The following is a 17,755-nucleotide window of genomic DNA, read 5'->3' as shown; positions in this document are numbered from 1 at the left end:
GCCCGCGATGCAGATCAAAGCCGAACCGCTCACGCCCGAGGCCTTCGCGCCCTTCGGCGATGTGCTCGACGCCGCAGGCGACCCAGACAAGATCATCAATGCGGGGCTCTGCGGGCGCTATCACGACCGCGCGCAGCTCGATTTCGGGGCGGAGACGGGCGGTCGCGCCGGCATTTCGATCTTCAAGGCAGAGCCGCGCGCGCTGCCTTATCTCTGCGATCTGCTGGAGCGGCACCCCGAAGGCTCGCAGGCCTTCATTCCGATGAGCGCGGACCCGTTCCTCGTGATCGTCGCCCCCGATGCGGATGGTAAACCCGGCACGCCGCGCGCGTTTCTCACCAATGGTGCGCAGGGGATCAACCTCCATCGCGGCACCTGGCACGGGGTGCTCACGCCGCTCGCAGCGCCCGGTCTCTTCGCCGTAGTCGACCGGATCGGCGAGAGCGCGAACCTCGAAGAGCATCCTCTGGACACCCCCTTCACCGTCATCGCCTGACCCTTCGTCAAAGGGGCATGGACACTTCCGCGGAACTTTCCCAAGCTGCGCCAAATCGTTTTGGGGAGGAGCAAGAATGAAAACGCGGATCGCACTTCTGCGCGAAATGGGCAAAGCGCGCCCTTATTCCGACAGCAAGCCGCTGGAGATCGTCGAGGCCGAGCTGGACGATCCCGGCGCCGGCGAGCTGCTCATCAAGATGTCGGCTGCGGGCCTGTGCCACTCCGACCTGTCCGTCATCAACGGCGATCGCCCGCGCGACATGCCCGTGGCGCTCGGCCATGAGGCGGCTGGCGTGGTCGAGGCGGTCGGCCCGTATGTCACTCGCTTCGCGCCGGGCGACCACGTCGTGCTCGTCTTCGCGCCGTCCTGCGGCCATTGCGTGCCCTGCGCCGAGGGGCGGCCTGCGCTTTGCGAGCCTGCCGCCGTCGCTGCGGGCAAGGGCAGCCTGATCACCGGGTCGAAACGCATCTCGGTCGCAGGCGAGCATGTGAACCACCATATCGGCGTCTCGGCGTTTTCCGATTACGCAGTCGTCTCCGAGGCGTCCTGCGTGAAGATCGACAAATCGATCCCGCTCGACCAGGCGGCCCTTCTGGGCTGCGCGGTGCTGACCGGCGTCGGCGCGGTGCTGAATTCGGGCGGGCTGAAGACCGGGCAAAGCTGCGCGATCATCGGGCTTGGCGGCGTCGGCCTTGCGGGGCTTCTGGGCGCGGTTGCGGCGGGCGCGCGCACCGTGGTCGCCGTCGATCTCGCCGCGGATAAACGCGACCTCGCGCTGAAACTGGGTGCGACCCATGCGATCGACCCGACCGAAGAGGGCGCGGTGCAAAAGCTGCGCGACCTCACCGGCGGCGGCGTCGATCTCGCGGTCGAGCTGGCCGGCGCGGCCCCGGCGCTGCAATTCGCCTACTCCATCACCCGGCGCGGCGGCACCACCGTCACGGCGGGCCTGCCCAATCCGCAGGCGGAGTTCAAAATCCCCGCCGTGTCGCTGACCGCGAATGAGCACGCGCTGAAAGGCTCTTACATGGGCTCCTGCGTGCCGGTCCGCGACATTCCGCGCTTCGCTCAGATGATGGTGCAGGGGCAACTGCCGATCCCGGACCTGATGACCCATCGACTCAAGCTCGAAGAGATCAACGAAGGCTTCGAGCGGCTCGCGGCGGGCGAGGCGATCCGGCAGGTCATCGTCTTCGACTAAGCGCCGATCTCGGCCCGCAACCAATCGCGGAAGGCGCTGACATGCGGCGCCTCCCGCGCGCGCTCGGGCAGGATCAGCGCGTAATTCTCGCCCGTGGCAAACCGGCGCGGCGTCGCCTGGACCAGCCGCCCCGAGGCCAGCGCCCCTTCGGCGATGATCGCGGGCACCAGCCCCATCCCCATCCCCGCGCTCGCCGCATCGAGGATCATGTCGAAATGATCGAACCGCGCGCCGCGCAGGATGTGCCGCGCGTCGCGCCCGCTTTCGCGAAACCAGTCGAGCCAGAGCGTCGGGCGCGTCGATTGCTGCAACAACGGCAAGGCCAGTAGCGCGTCATCTTCCAGCGCCGCACGCCCCGCCATCAGGTTCGGCGCGGCCACGACGATCAACTCCTCCGCCACCAGATTTTCGACCTCCGCCCCTGCCGGTTCATGCCTTGAGCGCATGATCGCCAAATCGAAAGGCTCATGCTCGAACTCCACGGGCAAGAGCCGCGCGCTCAGATCGAGGCTCACCTCCGGCTGCGCGGCTTCGAAGCCCGCCAGCCGCGGGATCAACCACGAGCGCGCAAAGCTCGGCAATACCGCCATGCGCAGCACCGCCCGCGCACCTCCGAAAGCCATCGCCCCCATCGCGGCACGGTCGATCTGGCCCAGAATTTCTTCGGCTTGCGTCAGGAAAACCTGACCCGCCGGCGACAGAGACAGCCGCTTGCGCACCCGGTCGAACAGCGCCACGCCCAGCCGCTCTTCCAACGTCCCGAGCGAGCGCGACACCGCCGATTGCGTCAGGTTCAGCTCCGCCGCCGCCCGTGTCGTTGTGCCGAAGCGCGCGCAGGCGGCGAAGGCCTGCAGCTCGTTGATCGTCGGGGTATAGCTCTTGCGCATGGTCGCGAGGGTGCTCCACTGTGGTTCGCTGGATCATGCGCAAAACTCATCATCTTCGCAAATTTAATCGTTTGCGCCGCGCGCCCCGATCCCTAGAGTCCGACGCAACGAAAGACAGCCTCCGAGGACCCGCCATGACCGACCGCCCCACGCTCAAAGCCAAGGATGCCCCCGATCTGGGCAAGTTCACCTGGGACGACGCGCTGCGTCTCGAAACCCAGCTGAGCGAAGACGAACGGATGCTGCGCGATGCGGCCCGCGCCTATGCGCAGGACAAGCTGCAGCCGCGCGTGATCGAGGCCTTCGAGAGTGAGACCACCGACCCTTCGATCTTCCGCGAGATGGGCGAGATGGGTCTGCTTGGCGCCACGATCCCCGAGGAATATGGCGGGATCGGCGCTGGCTATGTGTCCTACGGCCTGATCGCGCGCGAGATAGAGCGGGTCGACAGCGGCTACCGCTCGATGATGTCGGTGCAATCCAGCCTCGTGATGTATCCGATCTACGCCTATGGCTCGGAGGAGCAGCGCCAGAAATACCTGCCGAAATTGGCCTCGGGCGAGTGGATCGGCTGTTTCGGGCTGACCGAACCTGATGCGGGCTCAGACCCGGCGGGCATGAAGACCCGCGCCGAGAAGACCGAAGGCGGCTACCGCCTCACCGGTTCGAAAATGTGGATCACCAACTCGCCGATCGCCAATGTCTTCGTCGTCTGGGCGAAGTCCGAAGCCCATGGCGGCAAGATCCGCGGCTTCGTGCTGGAGAAGGGCATGAAGGGACTGAGCGCGCCGAAGGTCGGGCAGAAGCTGTCGCTCCGCGCCTCGATCACCGGCGAGATCGTCATGGACGGTGTCGAGGTCGGCGAAGACGCGCTGCTGCCGAACGTCGAGGGGCTGAAAGGTCCGTTCGGCTGTCTCAACCGCGCACGCTACGGCATCGCCTGGGGCGTGATGGGGGCGGCCGAGTTCTGCTGGCACGCCGCGCGGCAATACGGGCTCGACCGCAAGCAGTTCAGTAAACCTCTGGCGCAGACGCAGCTCTTCCAGAAGAAGCTCGCCGATATGCAGACCGAGATCACACTGGGCCTGCAAGCCGCGCTGCAAGTCGGCCGTCTGATGGACGAGGCCGACGCCGCGCCCGAGATGATCTCGCTCATCAAGCGCAACAATTGCGGCAAGGCGCTGGATATCGCTCGGATGGCCCGCGACATGCATGGCGGCAACGGGATTTCGGGCGAGTTTCAGGTGATCCGCCACATGGTCAACCTCGAGACGGTGAACACCTACGAGGGCACCCATGACGTCCACGCGCTGATCCTGGGGCGTGCGCAGACGGGCCTGCAGGCCTTCTTCTGATGGCCCCGCTGGAAGGTGTGAAAGTCGTCGAGCTGGCACGCATTCTGGCCGGTCCCTGGGCCGGTCAGGTGCTGGCCGATCTCGGCGCCGAGGTGATCAAGGTCGAAGCGCCCGAAGGCGACGATACCCGCCGCTGGGGCCCGCCCTTCATCGCCCGCGAAGGCGACGGGCCGGAGGGGCGCTCTGCCGCCTATTTCCACGCGACCAATCGCGGGAAGATTTCGGTCGTGGCAGATTTTCGCACCGAGGAAGGGCAGAAGATCGTGCGCGATCTGGTGAAAGACGCCGATGTCGTGATCGAGAACTTCAAGCTCGGCGGCCTCAAGAAATACGGGCTCGATTACGAGAGCCTTTCGGCGATCAATCCGCGTCTCGTCTATTGCTCGATCACCGGCTTCGGGCAGGACGGGCCTTATGCCAGCCGCGCGGGCTATGACTTCCTGATCCAGGGCATGGCGGGCTGGATGGACCTGACCGGCGACCCGCAAGGCCAGCCGCAAAAGGTGGGCGTCGCCTTCGCCGACATCTTCACCGGGCTTTACGCGGTGATCGGCATTCAGGCGGCACTAGCCGCGCGGGCGCGCACCGGGCGCGGGCAGTTGGTCGACATGGCGCTTCTGGATTGCGCGGTGGGCGTGCTCGCCAATCAGGGGATGAACTTCCTCGCGACCGGCAACGCGCCGCAGCGTCTGGGCAATGCCCATCCCAACATCGCGCCCTACGAGGTCGTGAGTGCCAAGGATGGCGACCTGATCCTCGCGGTCGGCAATGACGGGCAGTTCCGGCGGCTTTGCGAGGTGCTGGACCTCGACCTCGCAGCCAACCCGGACTTCGCCACGAATGAGGCCCGCGTCGCCAATCGCGCTGCGATGCGTGAGACACTTCTGCCTACGCTCGCCCAATGGCCGCGCGCCGATCTGCTCGCCGCGCTCGAAAAAGCCACGGTCCCCGCGGGGCCGATCAACTCCGTCGATCAGGTCTTCGCCGACCCGCAGGTTGAGGCGCGCGGTATGCGGGTCGAGGCCGAGGGCATCCCCGGCATCCGCACGCCGATCCGCTTCTCGGACACGCCGCTTGCCGATCCGAAACCTGCCCCGAAGCTAAAGGCCGACTAGCCTCTTCCTCTTGGTGGAAATATCCCGGGGGGCGCGTCAGCGCGGGGGCAGCGCCCCCTCCCGACTTCAGTTTTGCACGCGAGCGCGTGCGGGCGTCACCCCTTACAAGCCAGCGTCAGCGCGATCGGGATATTGTCCGGCCCGCCATGCACATCCGGTTGATTGACCGACACGTTCGGCACGCAGGTCGCGCCGTCGGCCAAGCCCCGGATCACCACCGGGTTGGATTTCACCGGCACCAGACCGGTCAGGTTCTCCGGATCATACATCTCGATGCGCAGATCGTTCGGGTTCTCGGCTTGGGGCAGGGCGAGCGCGAAGGCCATCGTGACGGCCCCATCCTTCACCGTCGCCTGAAAACCGTAGATCTGCGGGTCGGGCAGTTGCTCGGCCCCTTTCCAGAAGCGGGTGTAGAAGAACGAGCCTTCCGAATTCTGTTTCGCCGCGTCTTGCAGCGGGGCAAGCTCGTCTCCGGTGAAAGCCCCGTCGCCATTCTTGTCGAAGGTCTGGATCAGCCAGTCGGAAACGGTCGGATCGAAGGTCCAGCTTTCGCCGATATGGGTGACTTTGCCGCTCTCCATGCCGACGAGAAGGCGGATCAGGACTTCGTCTTCCGGGTGCGCTGCGGCCAATCCCGGCGCGAGTCCGATCAGGGCGGCGAGGGCGAAAGCGGCAGGACGGATCATGGCTGGAAATCCGGCTTCTTGCTGCCGGGCGGGGCGGCGGGCGGTGGCGCGCCAAAGCTCGGGAAAGCATCGGCCTCGGGCACGGCGGCATCTGCGGCGGGCGCGTTCTCGGAGGCCGCGGTCGAGGGATCGGCATTCTTCGGCTTCAGCTTGCCGCCCATCAGCGCGACCCCGCCATAAAGGAGCCCGATCGCGACCAGCCAGCTGCCGACGATCCGGCCCGCGATCTCGAACCAGCGCGCCTGCCAGCTGCGCAGCACCAGATAGACCGCACCGATCAGCCAGACGCCCAGCCCAACCCCAGCCAGGAAGACCCACGGTTTGCCGCCATAGCTCGGATCGGACAGCTTCACCGAGAGCGCATACATCACCCCCAGAACAGAGCCCGCAGGCACGATCAGCGCGGGCCGCGACCACCGCCCCAGCGCGAGCGTCGCGCCAATGGCGATTGCCGAGATCGGCATGGTCAGGAAGTGATGTGTGATCGCGCCGGGGAGTTGTTGCAAGGCGGCCATCAGCTCGATGCGGAAGGTGAAGCCGAGCGCGATCCCGACCGCCCAAAGGAGCGCCGCGATTAGTGCCGCGCGCCGCCCGACCAAGGCCAGCGCGATCCCGAAGCCAAACAGCGGGAACAGCCGCTCGAGCGCGACCGCATCGCGGATCAGCCAAGCCCCGGTCTCGCCGCGGTCCGCAGGCGGGATGACCGCCAGCACGATCAGGGCGGTCAGCCCGGCCAGCACCCAGAGGTGACGCAGCCAGCCGAGGCCGGAACGGTTATGCGATACGTCAATGGCCAAAGAGGCTTAGCCCACCTTGCAGGAACCCAAGCTGAGATTGCAGGTAACCCAGCGCCAGCGCAAGGAAGCCGAGCCCCACCACCGCGATGATCGCGCCCAGCCCGCGCGAAAGCTGGCCGCCCCGGATCGGCTCGAGGATGAGGCCGACGCCGACGCCGATCACGTGGATCATCCCGGTCGCCAACACGAAGCCGATCGCAAAATCGGCCGGGTCGGCGGCCAGCGGCAGTTCCGCCCCATGCGCATAGCCGTGATAGAGCGCGAAGACCGAGATGATCGCCAGCGCGACCCATTCGTAGGGTTTCCACCCGGCGGCGATGGCGAGGCCCAGCACCACGATCGACAGCGCGATCCCGATCTCGATCCCCGGCAGCGGAAGGCCGAGAATACCGATCACGCCGCCCACGACCATGATCAGCGGGAAAGTCACCGGCAATTGCCAAACCTGCCGCCCGCCCATCTGCGCGCCCCAAAGACCCACGGCGAACATCGCGAGGAAATGGTCATATCCCGAGAGCGGATGCTCGAACCCCGCGGTAAACCCGCCCGAGCCAGTCGCGGTGATATGGGCGGCGGCCACCTGCGGCAGTATCAGGGCGACGAGGCCCGCGAGGGCGGCAAAGCGGCGATAGATCATGCGATGGTTCTCTGTCCCGTGATTGTTGGGCGGCATCTTCCGGATCGGGACGCGAAACTCAAGGCGGCAAATGGCTCACCGCGCCTCACCATCGATTGAAGGGGCCGGGTGCGCGCGCTCAGCCCGCGCCGAGCAGGGCGGAGATCTGATAGGTCGCGAAGGCCGCGAGATAGGCCAGCGCGAACATGTAGACCACGGCGACCCACATCCATTTCGCCGAGCCTGCCTCGCGCCGGATCACCGCCAGCGTGGAGATGCATTGCGGCGCGAAGATATACCAGGCCAGCAGCGCCAGCGCGGTGCCGAGGCTCCACTGATCCGAAAGCGTGTGGATCAGCCCGTTCTCGCCGCCTACCGCATAGACCGTCGCAAGCCCGGCCACGGCGACCTCGCGCGCGGCCATACCTGGCACCAGCGCCACCGCGATATGCCAGTCGAAGCCCAGCGGATGCAGGATCGGGGCGACGAAATGGCCGATAATCGCGGCGAAGGAGTAGTTGATCGCGGGCTCCGTCGCGCCTTCTGGGGCCATCGGGAAGGTCGACAGGAACCAGATCACGACCATCGCCCAGAAGATCACCGTGCCCGCGCGGCGCAGGAAGACCCGCGCACGCTGGTAAAGCCCTAGCGCGATATTGCGCAGGATCGGCGTTTTGTAGTCGGGCAGGTCGAGCATCAGCGGTGCCGACCGCTCTTCGCGGGCAAAGAGATAGCGCGCTACGAAAGCCACCGCGAGGACCGAGAAGACGCCCGCCGCATAGAGGCCGAACATCACCAGCCCCTGCAGGCTCAGCCCGCCGAGGACTTTCGTGTTCGGGATGAAGGCCGCGATGATCAGCGTATAGACGGGAATGCGCGCCGAGCAGGTCATCAGCGGTGCCACGAGGATTGTCGTCAGCCGGTCGCGTTTATTGTCGATCACCCGCGCCGCCATGATGCCGGGGATCGCGCAGGCGAAGCTAGATAGAAGCGGGATGAAGGCGCGCCCGTTCAGCCCCGCGCGGCCCATGATCCGGTCCATCAGGAAGGCGGCTCGCGCCATGTAGCCGAAATCTTCCAGAAGCAGGATGAAAAGGAAGGTGAACAGGATCTGCGGCAGGAAGATGATGACCGAGCCGATGCCCGCGATCAGCCCGTCCGCGATGAAGCTCTGGATCAGCCCGTCCGGCAGCAGCTGCGTCACCGCCGCGCCAACGGAGGTAAACGCCCAGTCGATCGCATCCATGAACGGCGCGGCCCAGGAGAAGACTGCCTGAAACATCACGAAGAGGATCGCGAGCAGGATGATCGGCCCGGCGATCGGGTGCAGCACGACGCGGTCGATTTTGGCAGAGACCGTGTCCGGCTCTGGCGGCTGGATCACATGGGTCTTCACCAGCCGTTCCGCCTCGCGCATCGAGACCCGCATGTCATGGGTGCTGGGCACGGCCCAGCTTGAGGGCTGCGGGTCGTCGAGGCCGGCTTCCAGCATCGGGTCCACTGCGGACCACAGCTCGTCCAGCCCGCCACGGCGAACGGCAGTGGCCGGGATCACCGGGATGCCCAGCTCTTCGCTCAGCGCGACATGGTCGATCTGCAAGCCGCGATGGCGCGCGATATCGATCATGTTGAGGATCATCACGATCGGCAGGCCGATCTTCTTCAGTTCCGAGACCAGACGCAGCGCGCCGCGTAGGTTGGTCGCATCGCCTACCGCGAGGATCATGTCGGGGACACGCTCGCCCGGGCGCTGGCCCAGCAGCACGTCGCGGGTGACTTCCTCATCGGGGGAGCGGGCGCGCAGGCTGTGCGTGCCCGGCAGGTCGATCAGTGCGAACTTGCGCCCCGCAGGCGTGGTGGCCACGCCGACTTTGCGCTCCACGGTCACGCCGGAATAATTGCCGACCTTCTGCGTCGCGCCGGTCATCGCGTTGAACAGCGCCGTCTTGCCGCAATTGGGCGCACCGACAAGCGCCGCCTCGATCGGCTGGGCGTCGGGGTCGGTCTGGGCTGCTTTGGGCTGGTTTATGGCAGGTGCCGACGTCATTCCGCGAGGATGGCGATCGCCTCGGCACGCCGCAGAGCGACGGTGGTGTCGTTCACGCGCACCGCAATCGGATCGCGCCCGAACGGACCTTCGTGAAGGATGTGGACCGAAGCGCCCTCGATGAAGCCAAGCTCCAGCAGGCGCAGTTCCAACTCGTCCGCGTCATAGCCGTCTTTCCCGGCAAGCGGGCAGACGGAAACCAGAGTGCCCCGGAACCCACGACGGCACTGGCCAAGCGGCAGCGCGCATTTGCAGGTTTCGTTCTCGATAGGGCTGGCCTTCATGAGGGCACCTCCGTGATGGGTCGCGAGTTGGTCTTCGCTTCCTACAGATTGGAGATAGTCTGGAAATTGATCTCTGACAAATGAAGTCTGGTATTTTCCCGCCTTCGTGATCGATTATTTTAGTCAGGAATTTAGAAGGACTCTAAATTGTAGGATAAGTGACTGAAAAGATTGTTTTCACATGGAAAGGCGTCGCCCCCTCCGGGGCGACGCCTTCAGGCCGGTTTTCCGCCGGATCGACCCCTCAATGCTCGCGGAAAGCGCGGTTCATCGAATCCACCACCGGTTTCGCGATGTATTGGGCGAAGGTCCGCGACGCGGTCTGGATCATCACTTCGACCGGCATCCCGGGCATCGGCGCGAAGCCCGGCACCCGGCGCAACTCCGAGGCGGGCAGGCGGATGCGCGCGATATAGACCTCGCGCGGATGCTCTCCCGAGCGCTCCACGATCGCGTCGGCGGAGATGTAATAGACCTCCCCGATCAGGATCGGCGTCGTGCGCTGGTTGAGCGCCGAAAGCCGCACCGAGGCCTCCTGTCCGACCTTGATCGCGTCGATATCGGTGCGTGCGATCATCGTCTCGATGATCAGCGGCGCTTCCGAGGGCAGGATCTCGGCTATCACCTTGCCCGCCTCGATCACGCCGCCCGCGCCGGAATAGTTCAGACGCACCACGGTGCCGGAAACGGGGCTGTCGATCACGACGCGCTTCAGGATGGAGGTGGCCTTGCGTTCTTGTTCGCGCACGGAATCCAACTCCGCCTGCACGGTCTCCAGCTCGTCGAGCGCGGCCTGCTTGTGGGTTTCGATCGTCTGCGTGGTCTGCGCCTGATATTTCGCGCGCATCTCCTCGCTCTCGCCGATCTCCGCCTTGAGGCGTCCGATTTGCCCCTCCGCATCGGCCAGAGCGCGCAGCAGGGCGTTCAGTTCGGTCCGCCGGATCAGGCCGCTCTCGTAGAGTTTCGCCTTGCTCTCATGGTCCTGGGCCAGCAGGTCGCGCTGGGCCTCCGTGGCGGTCAACTGCGCGCGATAGCCTTCCGCGCGGCTTTCCATGGCGGCGATGTTGCGGGCTAGAAGGTCCAGCTCGCTCTGCACTTTCGCCCGTGTCACCTCGAAGGCGAGGCGCTGCGAGTCCATCATCGCGGCGATCTCCGCATCGCGCCGGGCCTCTTGAAGCCATTCCGGGAAGACCAATTCGCGCCAGCCGTCATATTCGGCCTGAATCCGGGCCTCCATCGATGTCAGTCGCGCACGACGCAGAAATAGCGCGCGTTCATTGGCCAGAGCCGAGGTCTCGTCGAGGCGCAGGAGCGGTTGTCCCGCCGTGACGAAATCGCCCTCGGAGACGTTGATCTCCTTGATGATCCCGCCTTCGAGGTGCTGGATCATCTTGTTGCGGCCCGTGGCCACGAACGAGCCCGGCGCCATCACGGCCGCCGCGAGCGGCGCACTGAAGGCCCAGACGCCGAAGCCCCCGAAGGCCATCGCGAAGATCGTAAGGCCGACGATGACGAGCGTCTTGATGTTGCGCGGGACCTCGGTCGACCAGTCGCGGGTTTCGGCAGATTGGATCGGGTTGGTCAGAAGGAGTGTCATGCCGGCGCTCCTTGCATGGGTGCGTTGGCGGCGGTGGTGGCGGGTTGGGCCGCTGCGCGCTGTTGCTGGACCTGTTGAGTCTTGGCCTGCTTGCGCCGCTCCAGTTCCGCCAGCATCTGATCGCGCCAGCCGAACATCGCTATATTGCCGTCATTGAGCAGCATGATCTTGTCGACCGCGCTGAGCAGCGAGGGTTTTTGCGTGACCACGACCACCGTGATCCCGTTCGCCTTCGCATGGCCGAGCGCGCGCACGAGAGCCGCATCGCCTTGGGTGTCGAGGTTCGAGTTCGGCTCGTCCAGCACCACGAATTTCGGATCGCCGAAGAAGGCACGCGCCAGACCGATCCGCTGTTTCTGTCCGCCCGAGAGCGGCGAGCCATCCGAGGCCACGACCGTCTCATAGCCCTGCGGCAGCGAGGCGATCATCTCATGCACATCGGCGAGCGCTGCGGCGCGGTGGATCGCGGCGTCGCTCGCATCCTCGCGCATCCGGGCGATGTTCTGCTTGATCGTGCCCGGGAAGAGCTGCACGTCCTGCGGCAGATAGCCGATGCATTCCCCGAATTGCCGCGGGTCCCAGTTGCGGATGTCCATCAGGTCCAGCCGCACAGCCCCCGAGGTCGGCAGAACCGATCCCACCAGCATCTTGCCGAGCGTCGTCTTGCCCGCGCCCGAATTGCCGATGATCGCCAGTTGATCGCCCGGCGCGAGCGAGAAGGTCAGCGCGTTCAGCACGACATGTTTGGTGCCCTGCGGAACATAGAGGAGACGCTCGATATCGAGCCGCCCCTCGACCTTGGGCAGGCGCAGCTTGTCGTTACGGGTCTTGGCCGAGGCCAGAAGCTGGCCGACCCGGTCATAGGCGCCGCGTGCCAGCAGGAACGAGTTCCAGCCCTCGATCGCACCCTCGATCGGCGCGAGCGCGCGGCCCGCCACGATCGAGGCGGCGATCACCATGCCACCGGTGATCTGCCCGTCGAGCGCGAGATAGGCACCCCAGCCGAGCATCCCGATCTGGGTGAACAGGCGGAACATCCGCGAGGCGGAGGCGGTGAAGACGTTGCGGTCCTGCGCCTCGGTCTGTGCGCGCAGCGAAGCGGCGGTATCGCGGCCCCAGATCGACACGGCCTCGGGGATCATCGCCATCGCGTTGATGATCTGGCTGTTGCGCGACATCGACTCGAGGTGAAGGTTCGCCTTGGTCTGCGCGATATTGGCGCGGCGGAAGCCCTCCGAGGTGATCTTCTGGTTGATCCAGGCGAAGACCATCAGGATCAGCGCGGTGATGACCACGATCGTGCCGAGATGCGGGTGGATCAGGAAGACCGCGAGCACGAAAATCGGTGTGAAGGGCACGTCAAGAAAGGACAGCAGCGTGCCAGATACGAGGAAGCTCCGCAGCGCGTTGAGATCGCCCAGAACCTGATATTCGCGCCCGTTGGAATGCAGCGAGGCTTGCGCCGCCGCCGATAGAACCGGCGCGCCCAGACGGGCAGCCACATCCACCGCCGAGCGCATCAGCACCAGCCGTCGCACTGCGTCGAGCAGCGTCTGCACCACGATCGCCCCGACGATCACGATGGTCAGCATCACGAGCGTATCGGTCGAGCGCGAGGTGAAGACCCGGTCGGAAATCTGGAACAGGTAGATCGGCACCGCGAGGATAAGGATGTTCGTGGCGCAGGTCATCAGAGCGACGAAGGCAATGTTCGCGCGCAGGCGCTTCTTCATGTCATGCAGCGTGCGGGTGAAATCCACCGGACCGAGGCGCTTGTGAAAGGTTGGAGTGGAGGGTGGCGCCGGTGGGGAGCCGGAGGCATTTTGCGCGGGGACACGACCCGCCTCCTTTTGGGTGTCAGCACCACCCTCCGTCCGGGCGGCGACTGTTTCGACAGTCCCCTCCGCGCCGGTCTCTTCGGCTTGCGTCTCCGCCTCGGGACCGTCTCCCGTGGTGGCTTCCGCCTGCCGTTTGTCTGTCGGATCGACCTCTGGCCGGTCCTCGTTCTGAGCCATCGCGTCATGACCATCTTGGCGGTGCGCCTGCCCCCCGGCGGCGTCGTCAGTCCTGTCTTTCATCGAAGTTCCCCTAGTATGTGTAGTTCCGCGCCCCCGTCAGGCCAGAACCGTGTGCAATGCATCGAGCGACCCGCTTCCCCCGTGGGAGCCCGGATGCACCTGGAATTCCTCATCGTCGTAATTCGGCGTGTTCTCGATCATCCCGTCCGCGAGGAAGGCGACCGCCTCCGAGGCGAGCGCCCCTTCGCTGGAACTCGTCGGACCCAGAGGATCACCGCTGCCGTCATCCATCATGCCCGCCTGCCAGATCACCGCGTCGGAATAGACGCCATCGGCGGCCATGATCGTGCTGTCGACACCCGCGACGGTCAGCGACGCGACATTGCCAAGCGTGTTGCCGCCAGCCTCGACGCCGAACTCGCCCGGCCCGTCGATCGAAATCAGGTCGGCGTCATCGAGAATGTTGATCTGGGTGAAGTTGTCCCGGATGATGAGGTCGCCCTCGATATAGAGCACCCGCAGCGCCATCTGGCCGCCGAGAAGCTCATCGCCCAGAAGCCCTTCGACCGCGTCGAAGGCCGCGCCCGGAGGCATCGAATGGTCTTCGCCCGCGTTCGGACCGAGGCCGCCGTAAATCTTGGCAAGCTGATCGAGGACGCTCTGATATTGCGCGTCCATCTCCATGTACTGGTCGATGCCCACCTTGGTCAGATGCGCCTCGTTCCACAGCAGGTTATCCTCGCTCGACACATGGCCCGCGCCGCCATGCCCGACGCCGCCAGATCCGCTCATCACCAGATCGTCGTCGAGCAGCACGTTGATCTGCTCGAGCTGCGCGATCTCGTACATGTTGCCGCCGATCATGATCAGATCGAACTGCGAACCGATTTCCAGCAACAGCTGCAAATTGACGGTCGAGTTGTCGCCCATCACGATCTCGGCGGCATAGGAGCCGAATTCGAAGCTCACCAGATCCCCGTCGGAGACCGCGTTCACCTGCGTCGTATGGTTATCGATGATCAGGTCGCCGCGAATTGCCGTCATCGCGATCAGGCTGCTGCCAGCCGGCATGACGAGATTGAGGAAGTTCGCGGGATTGGCCTCTTGGGTGTAGACCGCGACGTTGTGAGCCTGCGAGGCGAGCGGATCATAGCCCTCCGCGTTCCCGAGGCCGTTCCCGCCAGCGCTGTTCCCGGTGCCGTGATGGCCCAGTCCGAGCTTCATATCCACGTCGCGCAGCACGTTGACCTGCGAGATCACCGAGAGCGAGGTCATCGACCCGCCCACTGCGATGACCGGCGCATCGAGCCAGTCATGCACCGCCTGCGACTGGTTCAGCAGAAGGTTGTTGCCGGTGCTCAGGCTCTGCACGATTTCCAGCGCCAAGCCAGCCGGATCAACGGGCATGTCGGGGCTTTGGACCAGCCCGGCGGCCCCGTCCTCGCTGCCGATCCCGTCGATCTCGACCTCGACCACACCTTCGCCAAACGGTGCGTCCTCGTCCTCAGACGGATCGCGCGCTTCCAGCCGCAGCGTCAGCGTCTCGGGCATCTCGTCCATGAGCTGTCCGTCGAACACCACTTGGCCGGAGAAGGCGGGCGGAAGGGGGGAGGAGGCTTCCGCTTCACCGCCTTCGAGGCTTTCGTTTTCCAGCTCGGTCATCGTGTCAGGATCGGAAGCGCCCGCTCCTGCTTCGTCTTCGACATCGGTGTCGGTGGGCGCGGCGAAGATCGTCTCGCTGCGGAACATCGCAGCCGTTGCGCCGCCGGGCACGGCCTCGGGATCGAGCGCGTCGATCTGGGCCATCAGCGTCTCTGTCTGCGCTTCGATGGTCGTGCCCACAGGCGCGGTGCTCACCGTCAGCGCATCGGCATAATCGGCCAGCGCCATCAGCTTCGATGCGGAGGCCTCCGGGCCATATTCGTCCATCAGCTCCGCCGGCATCATGAAGGGCTTGTCGTAGAGCACGTCATGATCGTTCAGCGTGTTGATCTGCGAGGTGATGTGGAGCACCGAGGAGGGCGGGGCCATTCCGAGAAACACCTGAAACGGCACCGGAACTGGCGGAAAATCATAGGGCGGGATCGCGAACTGGCCGGGCGGCAAGCCGGGCGGTGCGATGTCGCGCAACTGGTAATCGTCGACGAAGGGCAGCCAGGGCGCGCCGGGCGGCGGCGCCAGTGGCAGTCTCAGCTGCAGCGACGGATCGAAATCTCCGAGCAGGTAATTCGAGTCGACGTTGACAGTGACGGAGAGCAGAACCCCCGGTGCAGGCGTGGAGGCCTGCAGCGCGCGGAAAGCGTCGTATTCCTGTCGGGCGACATAGGTCTCGGTCGTCTGATTGAAGGCACCGATGAAATGGGCGATGATTTCGGTCTGCCGGTCAAGCATCTTACTTCCCCCCTTCATGACGCTGGAGACCCGCGCTTGGATGCGGGTCGTCAGACTGTCGGTTCATCGCATCGGGCGGGCGAATGCCGCCGAGGTCAGGTCCGGGCGTGATGCGATGTGAAACGCCGGGAACGAGATGCGGCGCGCCTCCAGGGAGGCGCGCCGCGCAGGAGCTTATGCCCCGGTGGTGTCGTCGTCGCCGATATAGGTCGAGGACAGCGAGCCACCGACCACGGTGGTATCCACGGCGTTGCCGAGGATGTTGGCACCCATCACGATCGACTGGTTGAACGCGGTGGTGTCGATGGCCGCGCTCGCATCGGCGTAGGACTGGCCGGTGACGATACCATCATCGCCATTGCCCGAACCCCAGTTGCCGAGGCTGCCGCCATTGCCGCCGCCGCCTGCGGTGACGTCGCCACCGCCGTTACCACCGCCAGCATAGCCGCCCGTCGCCCAGGAACCGCCGCCCGAGGCTTGCGAACCGGTCGAGGACCAGCCGTAGCCGTCGCCGCCAGCACCGCCGTTGCCGCCTTCACCGGCGCCGAGGCCCATACCATGGCCGACGCCCATCGAGCCTGCGGTCGCGCCGCCGAACTCCATCGCACCGGCATCGCCGCCCGTCGCCAGTTCCGGCGAAACGATCGGAAGGATGTCCAGGCTTCCCGTGTCGCCGCCGCCAGCGATCGCACCGGCGCCGCCGTCTTGCGCTGCGGCACCCGAGGCGCCCACACCCAGCCCGACGCCGAGACCGAGGCCTGCGCCGCCGTCACCGCCGTCATCGCCTTCACCCTCGGTGTCCGAGGCCGCGATCGACACGCCGCCGCCCGACAGGGCGATACCGCCACCGGCAAGTGCAGCGCCACCGGTCGAGCCGACATCTTCGGCACCGTTGCCGCCTTCGGAGGCCGCGTCGATCCCGTCATCCGCCTCTGCCGAATTGTCCTTGATCGTAGCGTCGACCGCGAAACTCGAGTGGTTGGAAACGCTCGGATTGCTCAGCGTGTCGTTGTCGTTCAGGCTGTTCGACTGCGCGTTGATGAGCATGTTGTCGTTACCAGCGCCGTTGAGCACGTCGGTAAAGTTCATGTCATCGCCGGGATCATAGGCGTAGTTCATGTTGCCATCGGCCATCAGAACATCGCCGATCTTCGACGAGCCGCTCAGATCGAAATCGGCAAAGTCGTCATCAGACGGCTCATAGCCGTCGAGGTTCAGACCGACTTGAACATCGACAGCGGTCAGGTTCGCATTGAGGTTCGCATTGGCGTTGAGGTTGCCGTTGCCGTTCATGTTCGTGTTGTCGCTGGAGCTATGAGCGCCAGCCCCTGCATGCGAACCGCTATGCGAGCCGGAATCGCTGTTCGAGCCGGAGCCCGCAAGCGCACCGGCACCGGCACCCGACATAGCGCCCGAACCCGCAAGGCTGCCAGCGCCCGAACCCGACATCGAGCCGGAGTCGCTGCTGTTCTCGGTGGTCGAGTGCTGATACTGGCCCTGGCCCTGACCCTGCATTTCAGCCTGCGCCTGGCCCTGGCCCTGCGCTTCGAACTGACCCTGCCCCTGCACCTGCATGGACGGATCGGCGTGGTGATTTTTCTTTCCAGACATTGATATTCACTCCCAGTTGATCGGTCCGGGATCCGTCACTCTGTCTAAAACGGATATGGTCGGACCTTCGTGATTAAGGGCTTTCGCCCCGGTGAATGTCCGCTTCCCCAACCGCTCGGCACCCCGATCCCGATCCCCGAATCGAGCGATTCGCAGGTGGGTCACCCTTTCCGGGCGGAGTGTGGAAACAGACGAGTCACAGCCCCCAGCTGCGACACCAACATCCTGCGCCCCGTGATCCTGAGGACCTAGCTAGCAAATGGGTCTAGCCGGTCGGGTCATCTCGCTAACCGACTGAAACGCATCCATTTTCTAAAATTCCGCGCGCAGAGGGCTGCGGAATCCCGGAGGGTCGCGGGAATTTTTACACAGCCGTTGCAAACGCAGAAACCAGAACAAAGTCTAGTGGCGAATCTGTTGAAGCCTACTACTGGCACGCGCCAACAAGTGCCGCAGCGCAGAAATCCCACCACTCGCCCGCCGATTCGAGTAAGATTACGCTACGTAAGAGAATCCTTACCATCGGGTAAACACTTCGGGTAACGCTGAACTCACTGGTCCGTGATATGGTTGATGCGGGCGGTATGACGTGGGGTTAACCGTCCGCATATTGAGTTCAGGGTAGGAGGAGGGGGCCGCCATGAATGCGTT

At 65.1% G+C, this 17,755-nt stretch carries 14 protein-coding genes; 4 read left to right on the top strand and 10 right to left on the bottom strand.

Going from position 1 to position 17,755, the window contains the following annotated elements:
- The first annotated feature begins 7 nt into the window (after window positions 1-7).
- Both BMI89_RS15000 and BMI89_RS14995 read left to right on the top strand, forming a co-directional pair.
- Complete coding sequence (locus tag BMI89_RS15000) at window positions 8-496, top strand: ureidoglycolate lyase (protein ID WP_078571612.1); 489 nt, start codon at window positions 8-10, stop codon at window positions 494-496.
- A gap of 76 nt (window positions 497-572) precedes the next feature.
- Window positions 573-1,700 (top strand): zinc-dependent alcohol dehydrogenase family protein, encoded by a 1,128-nt coding sequence (locus tag BMI89_RS14995; protein ID WP_078571610.1) that lies wholly within the window; start codon window positions 573-575, stop codon window positions 1,698-1,700.
- On the opposite strand, the gene BMI89_RS14990 is transcribed toward BMI89_RS14995, so the two are convergent.
- Entirely contained in the window at window positions 1,697-2,587 is an 891-nt protein-coding gene (locus tag BMI89_RS14990; protein ID WP_078571609.1) for a LysR substrate-binding domain-containing protein, read from the bottom strand. The genes BMI89_RS14995 and BMI89_RS14990 overlap by 4 nt on opposite strands.
- A gap of 134 nt (window positions 2,588-2,721) precedes the next feature.
- Between BMI89_RS14990 and BMI89_RS14985 the strand changes: the two genes are divergently transcribed.
- Both BMI89_RS14985 and BMI89_RS14980 read left to right on the top strand, forming a co-directional pair.
- On the top strand, window positions 2,722-3,942 hold the full coding sequence (locus BMI89_RS14985) for an acyl-CoA dehydrogenase (RefSeq protein ID WP_078571607.1): 1,221 nt from the start codon (window positions 2,722-2,724) through the stop codon (window positions 3,940-3,942).
- Window positions 3,942-5,057, top strand: coding sequence for a CaiB/BaiF CoA-transferase family protein (locus BMI89_RS14980; protein ID WP_078571606.1), 1,116 nt, complete (start codon window positions 3,942-3,944; stop codon window positions 5,055-5,057). The genes BMI89_RS14985 and BMI89_RS14980 overlap by 1 nt, the downstream gene beginning before the upstream one ends.
- A gap of 95 nt (window positions 5,058-5,152) precedes the next feature.
- On the opposite strand, the gene BMI89_RS14975 is transcribed toward BMI89_RS14980, so the two are convergent.
- From BMI89_RS14975 to BMI89_RS21235, 9 genes are all read right to left on the bottom strand, one after another.
- Window positions 5,153-5,743, bottom strand: coding sequence for a DUF1007 family protein (locus tag BMI89_RS14975; protein WP_078571604.1), 591 nt, complete (start codon window positions 5,741-5,743; stop codon window positions 5,153-5,155).
- On the bottom strand, window positions 5,740-6,540 hold the full coding sequence (locus BMI89_RS14970; RefSeq protein WP_078571602.1) for a hypothetical protein: 801 nt from the start codon (window positions 6,538-6,540) through the stop codon (window positions 5,740-5,742). The genes BMI89_RS14975 and BMI89_RS14970 overlap by 4 nt, the downstream gene beginning before the upstream one ends.
- Window positions 6,530-7,177 (bottom strand): HupE/UreJ family protein, encoded by a 648-nt coding sequence (locus tag BMI89_RS14965; RefSeq protein ID WP_078571601.1) that lies wholly within the window; start codon window positions 7,175-7,177, stop codon window positions 6,530-6,532. Before BMI89_RS14965 ends, BMI89_RS14970 begins: the two co-directional genes overlap by 11 nt.
- Window positions 7,178-7,295: 118 nt before the next feature.
- Window positions 7,296-9,203, bottom strand: a complete 1,908-nt coding sequence (locus tag BMI89_RS14960) for a ferrous iron transporter B (protein ID WP_078571599.1) — start codon at window positions 9,201-9,203, stop codon at window positions 7,296-7,298.
- A complete protein-coding gene (locus BMI89_RS14955) occupies window positions 9,200-9,487 on the bottom strand; it encodes a FeoA domain-containing protein (protein ID WP_078571597.1) in 288 nt (95 codons plus the stop codon). The genes BMI89_RS14960 and BMI89_RS14955 overlap by 4 nt, the downstream gene beginning before the upstream one ends.
- A gap of 244 nt (window positions 9,488-9,731) precedes the next feature.
- The gene (locus tag BMI89_RS14950) at window positions 9,732-11,084 is read right to left on the bottom strand and encodes an HlyD family type I secretion periplasmic adaptor subunit (RefSeq protein WP_078571596.1); all 1,353 of its coding nucleotides are present in this window, start codon (window positions 11,082-11,084) and stop codon (window positions 9,732-9,734) included.
- A complete protein-coding gene (locus tag BMI89_RS14945; RefSeq protein WP_093476900.1) occupies window positions 11,081-13,162 on the bottom strand; it encodes a type I secretion system permease/ATPase in 2,082 nt (693 codons plus the stop codon). Before BMI89_RS14945 ends, BMI89_RS14950 begins: the two co-directional genes overlap by 4 nt.
- 36 nt (window positions 13,163-13,198) lie before the next feature.
- Window positions 13,199-15,493 (bottom strand): hypothetical protein, encoded by a 2,295-nt coding sequence (locus tag BMI89_RS14940; protein ID WP_078571594.1) that lies wholly within the window; start codon window positions 15,491-15,493, stop codon window positions 13,199-13,201.
- Window positions 15,494-15,667: 174 nt separating this feature from the next.
- Entirely contained in the window at window positions 15,668-17,104 is a 1,437-nt protein-coding gene (locus BMI89_RS21235) for a hypothetical protein (RefSeq protein WP_078571592.1), read from the bottom strand.
- Window positions 17,105-17,755 lie beyond the last annotated feature (651 nt).

The sequence above is a fragment of the Thioclava sp. F36-7 genome (assembly GCF_002020075.1).
In the GTDB taxonomy this organism is placed as follows: domain Bacteria; phylum Pseudomonadota; class Alphaproteobacteria; order Rhodobacterales; family Rhodobacteraceae; genus Thioclava; species Thioclava sediminum.
The sequence above is the reverse complement of the archived record's forward strand: the minus strand, read 5'-3'. Positions and strand labels throughout refer to the sequence as shown.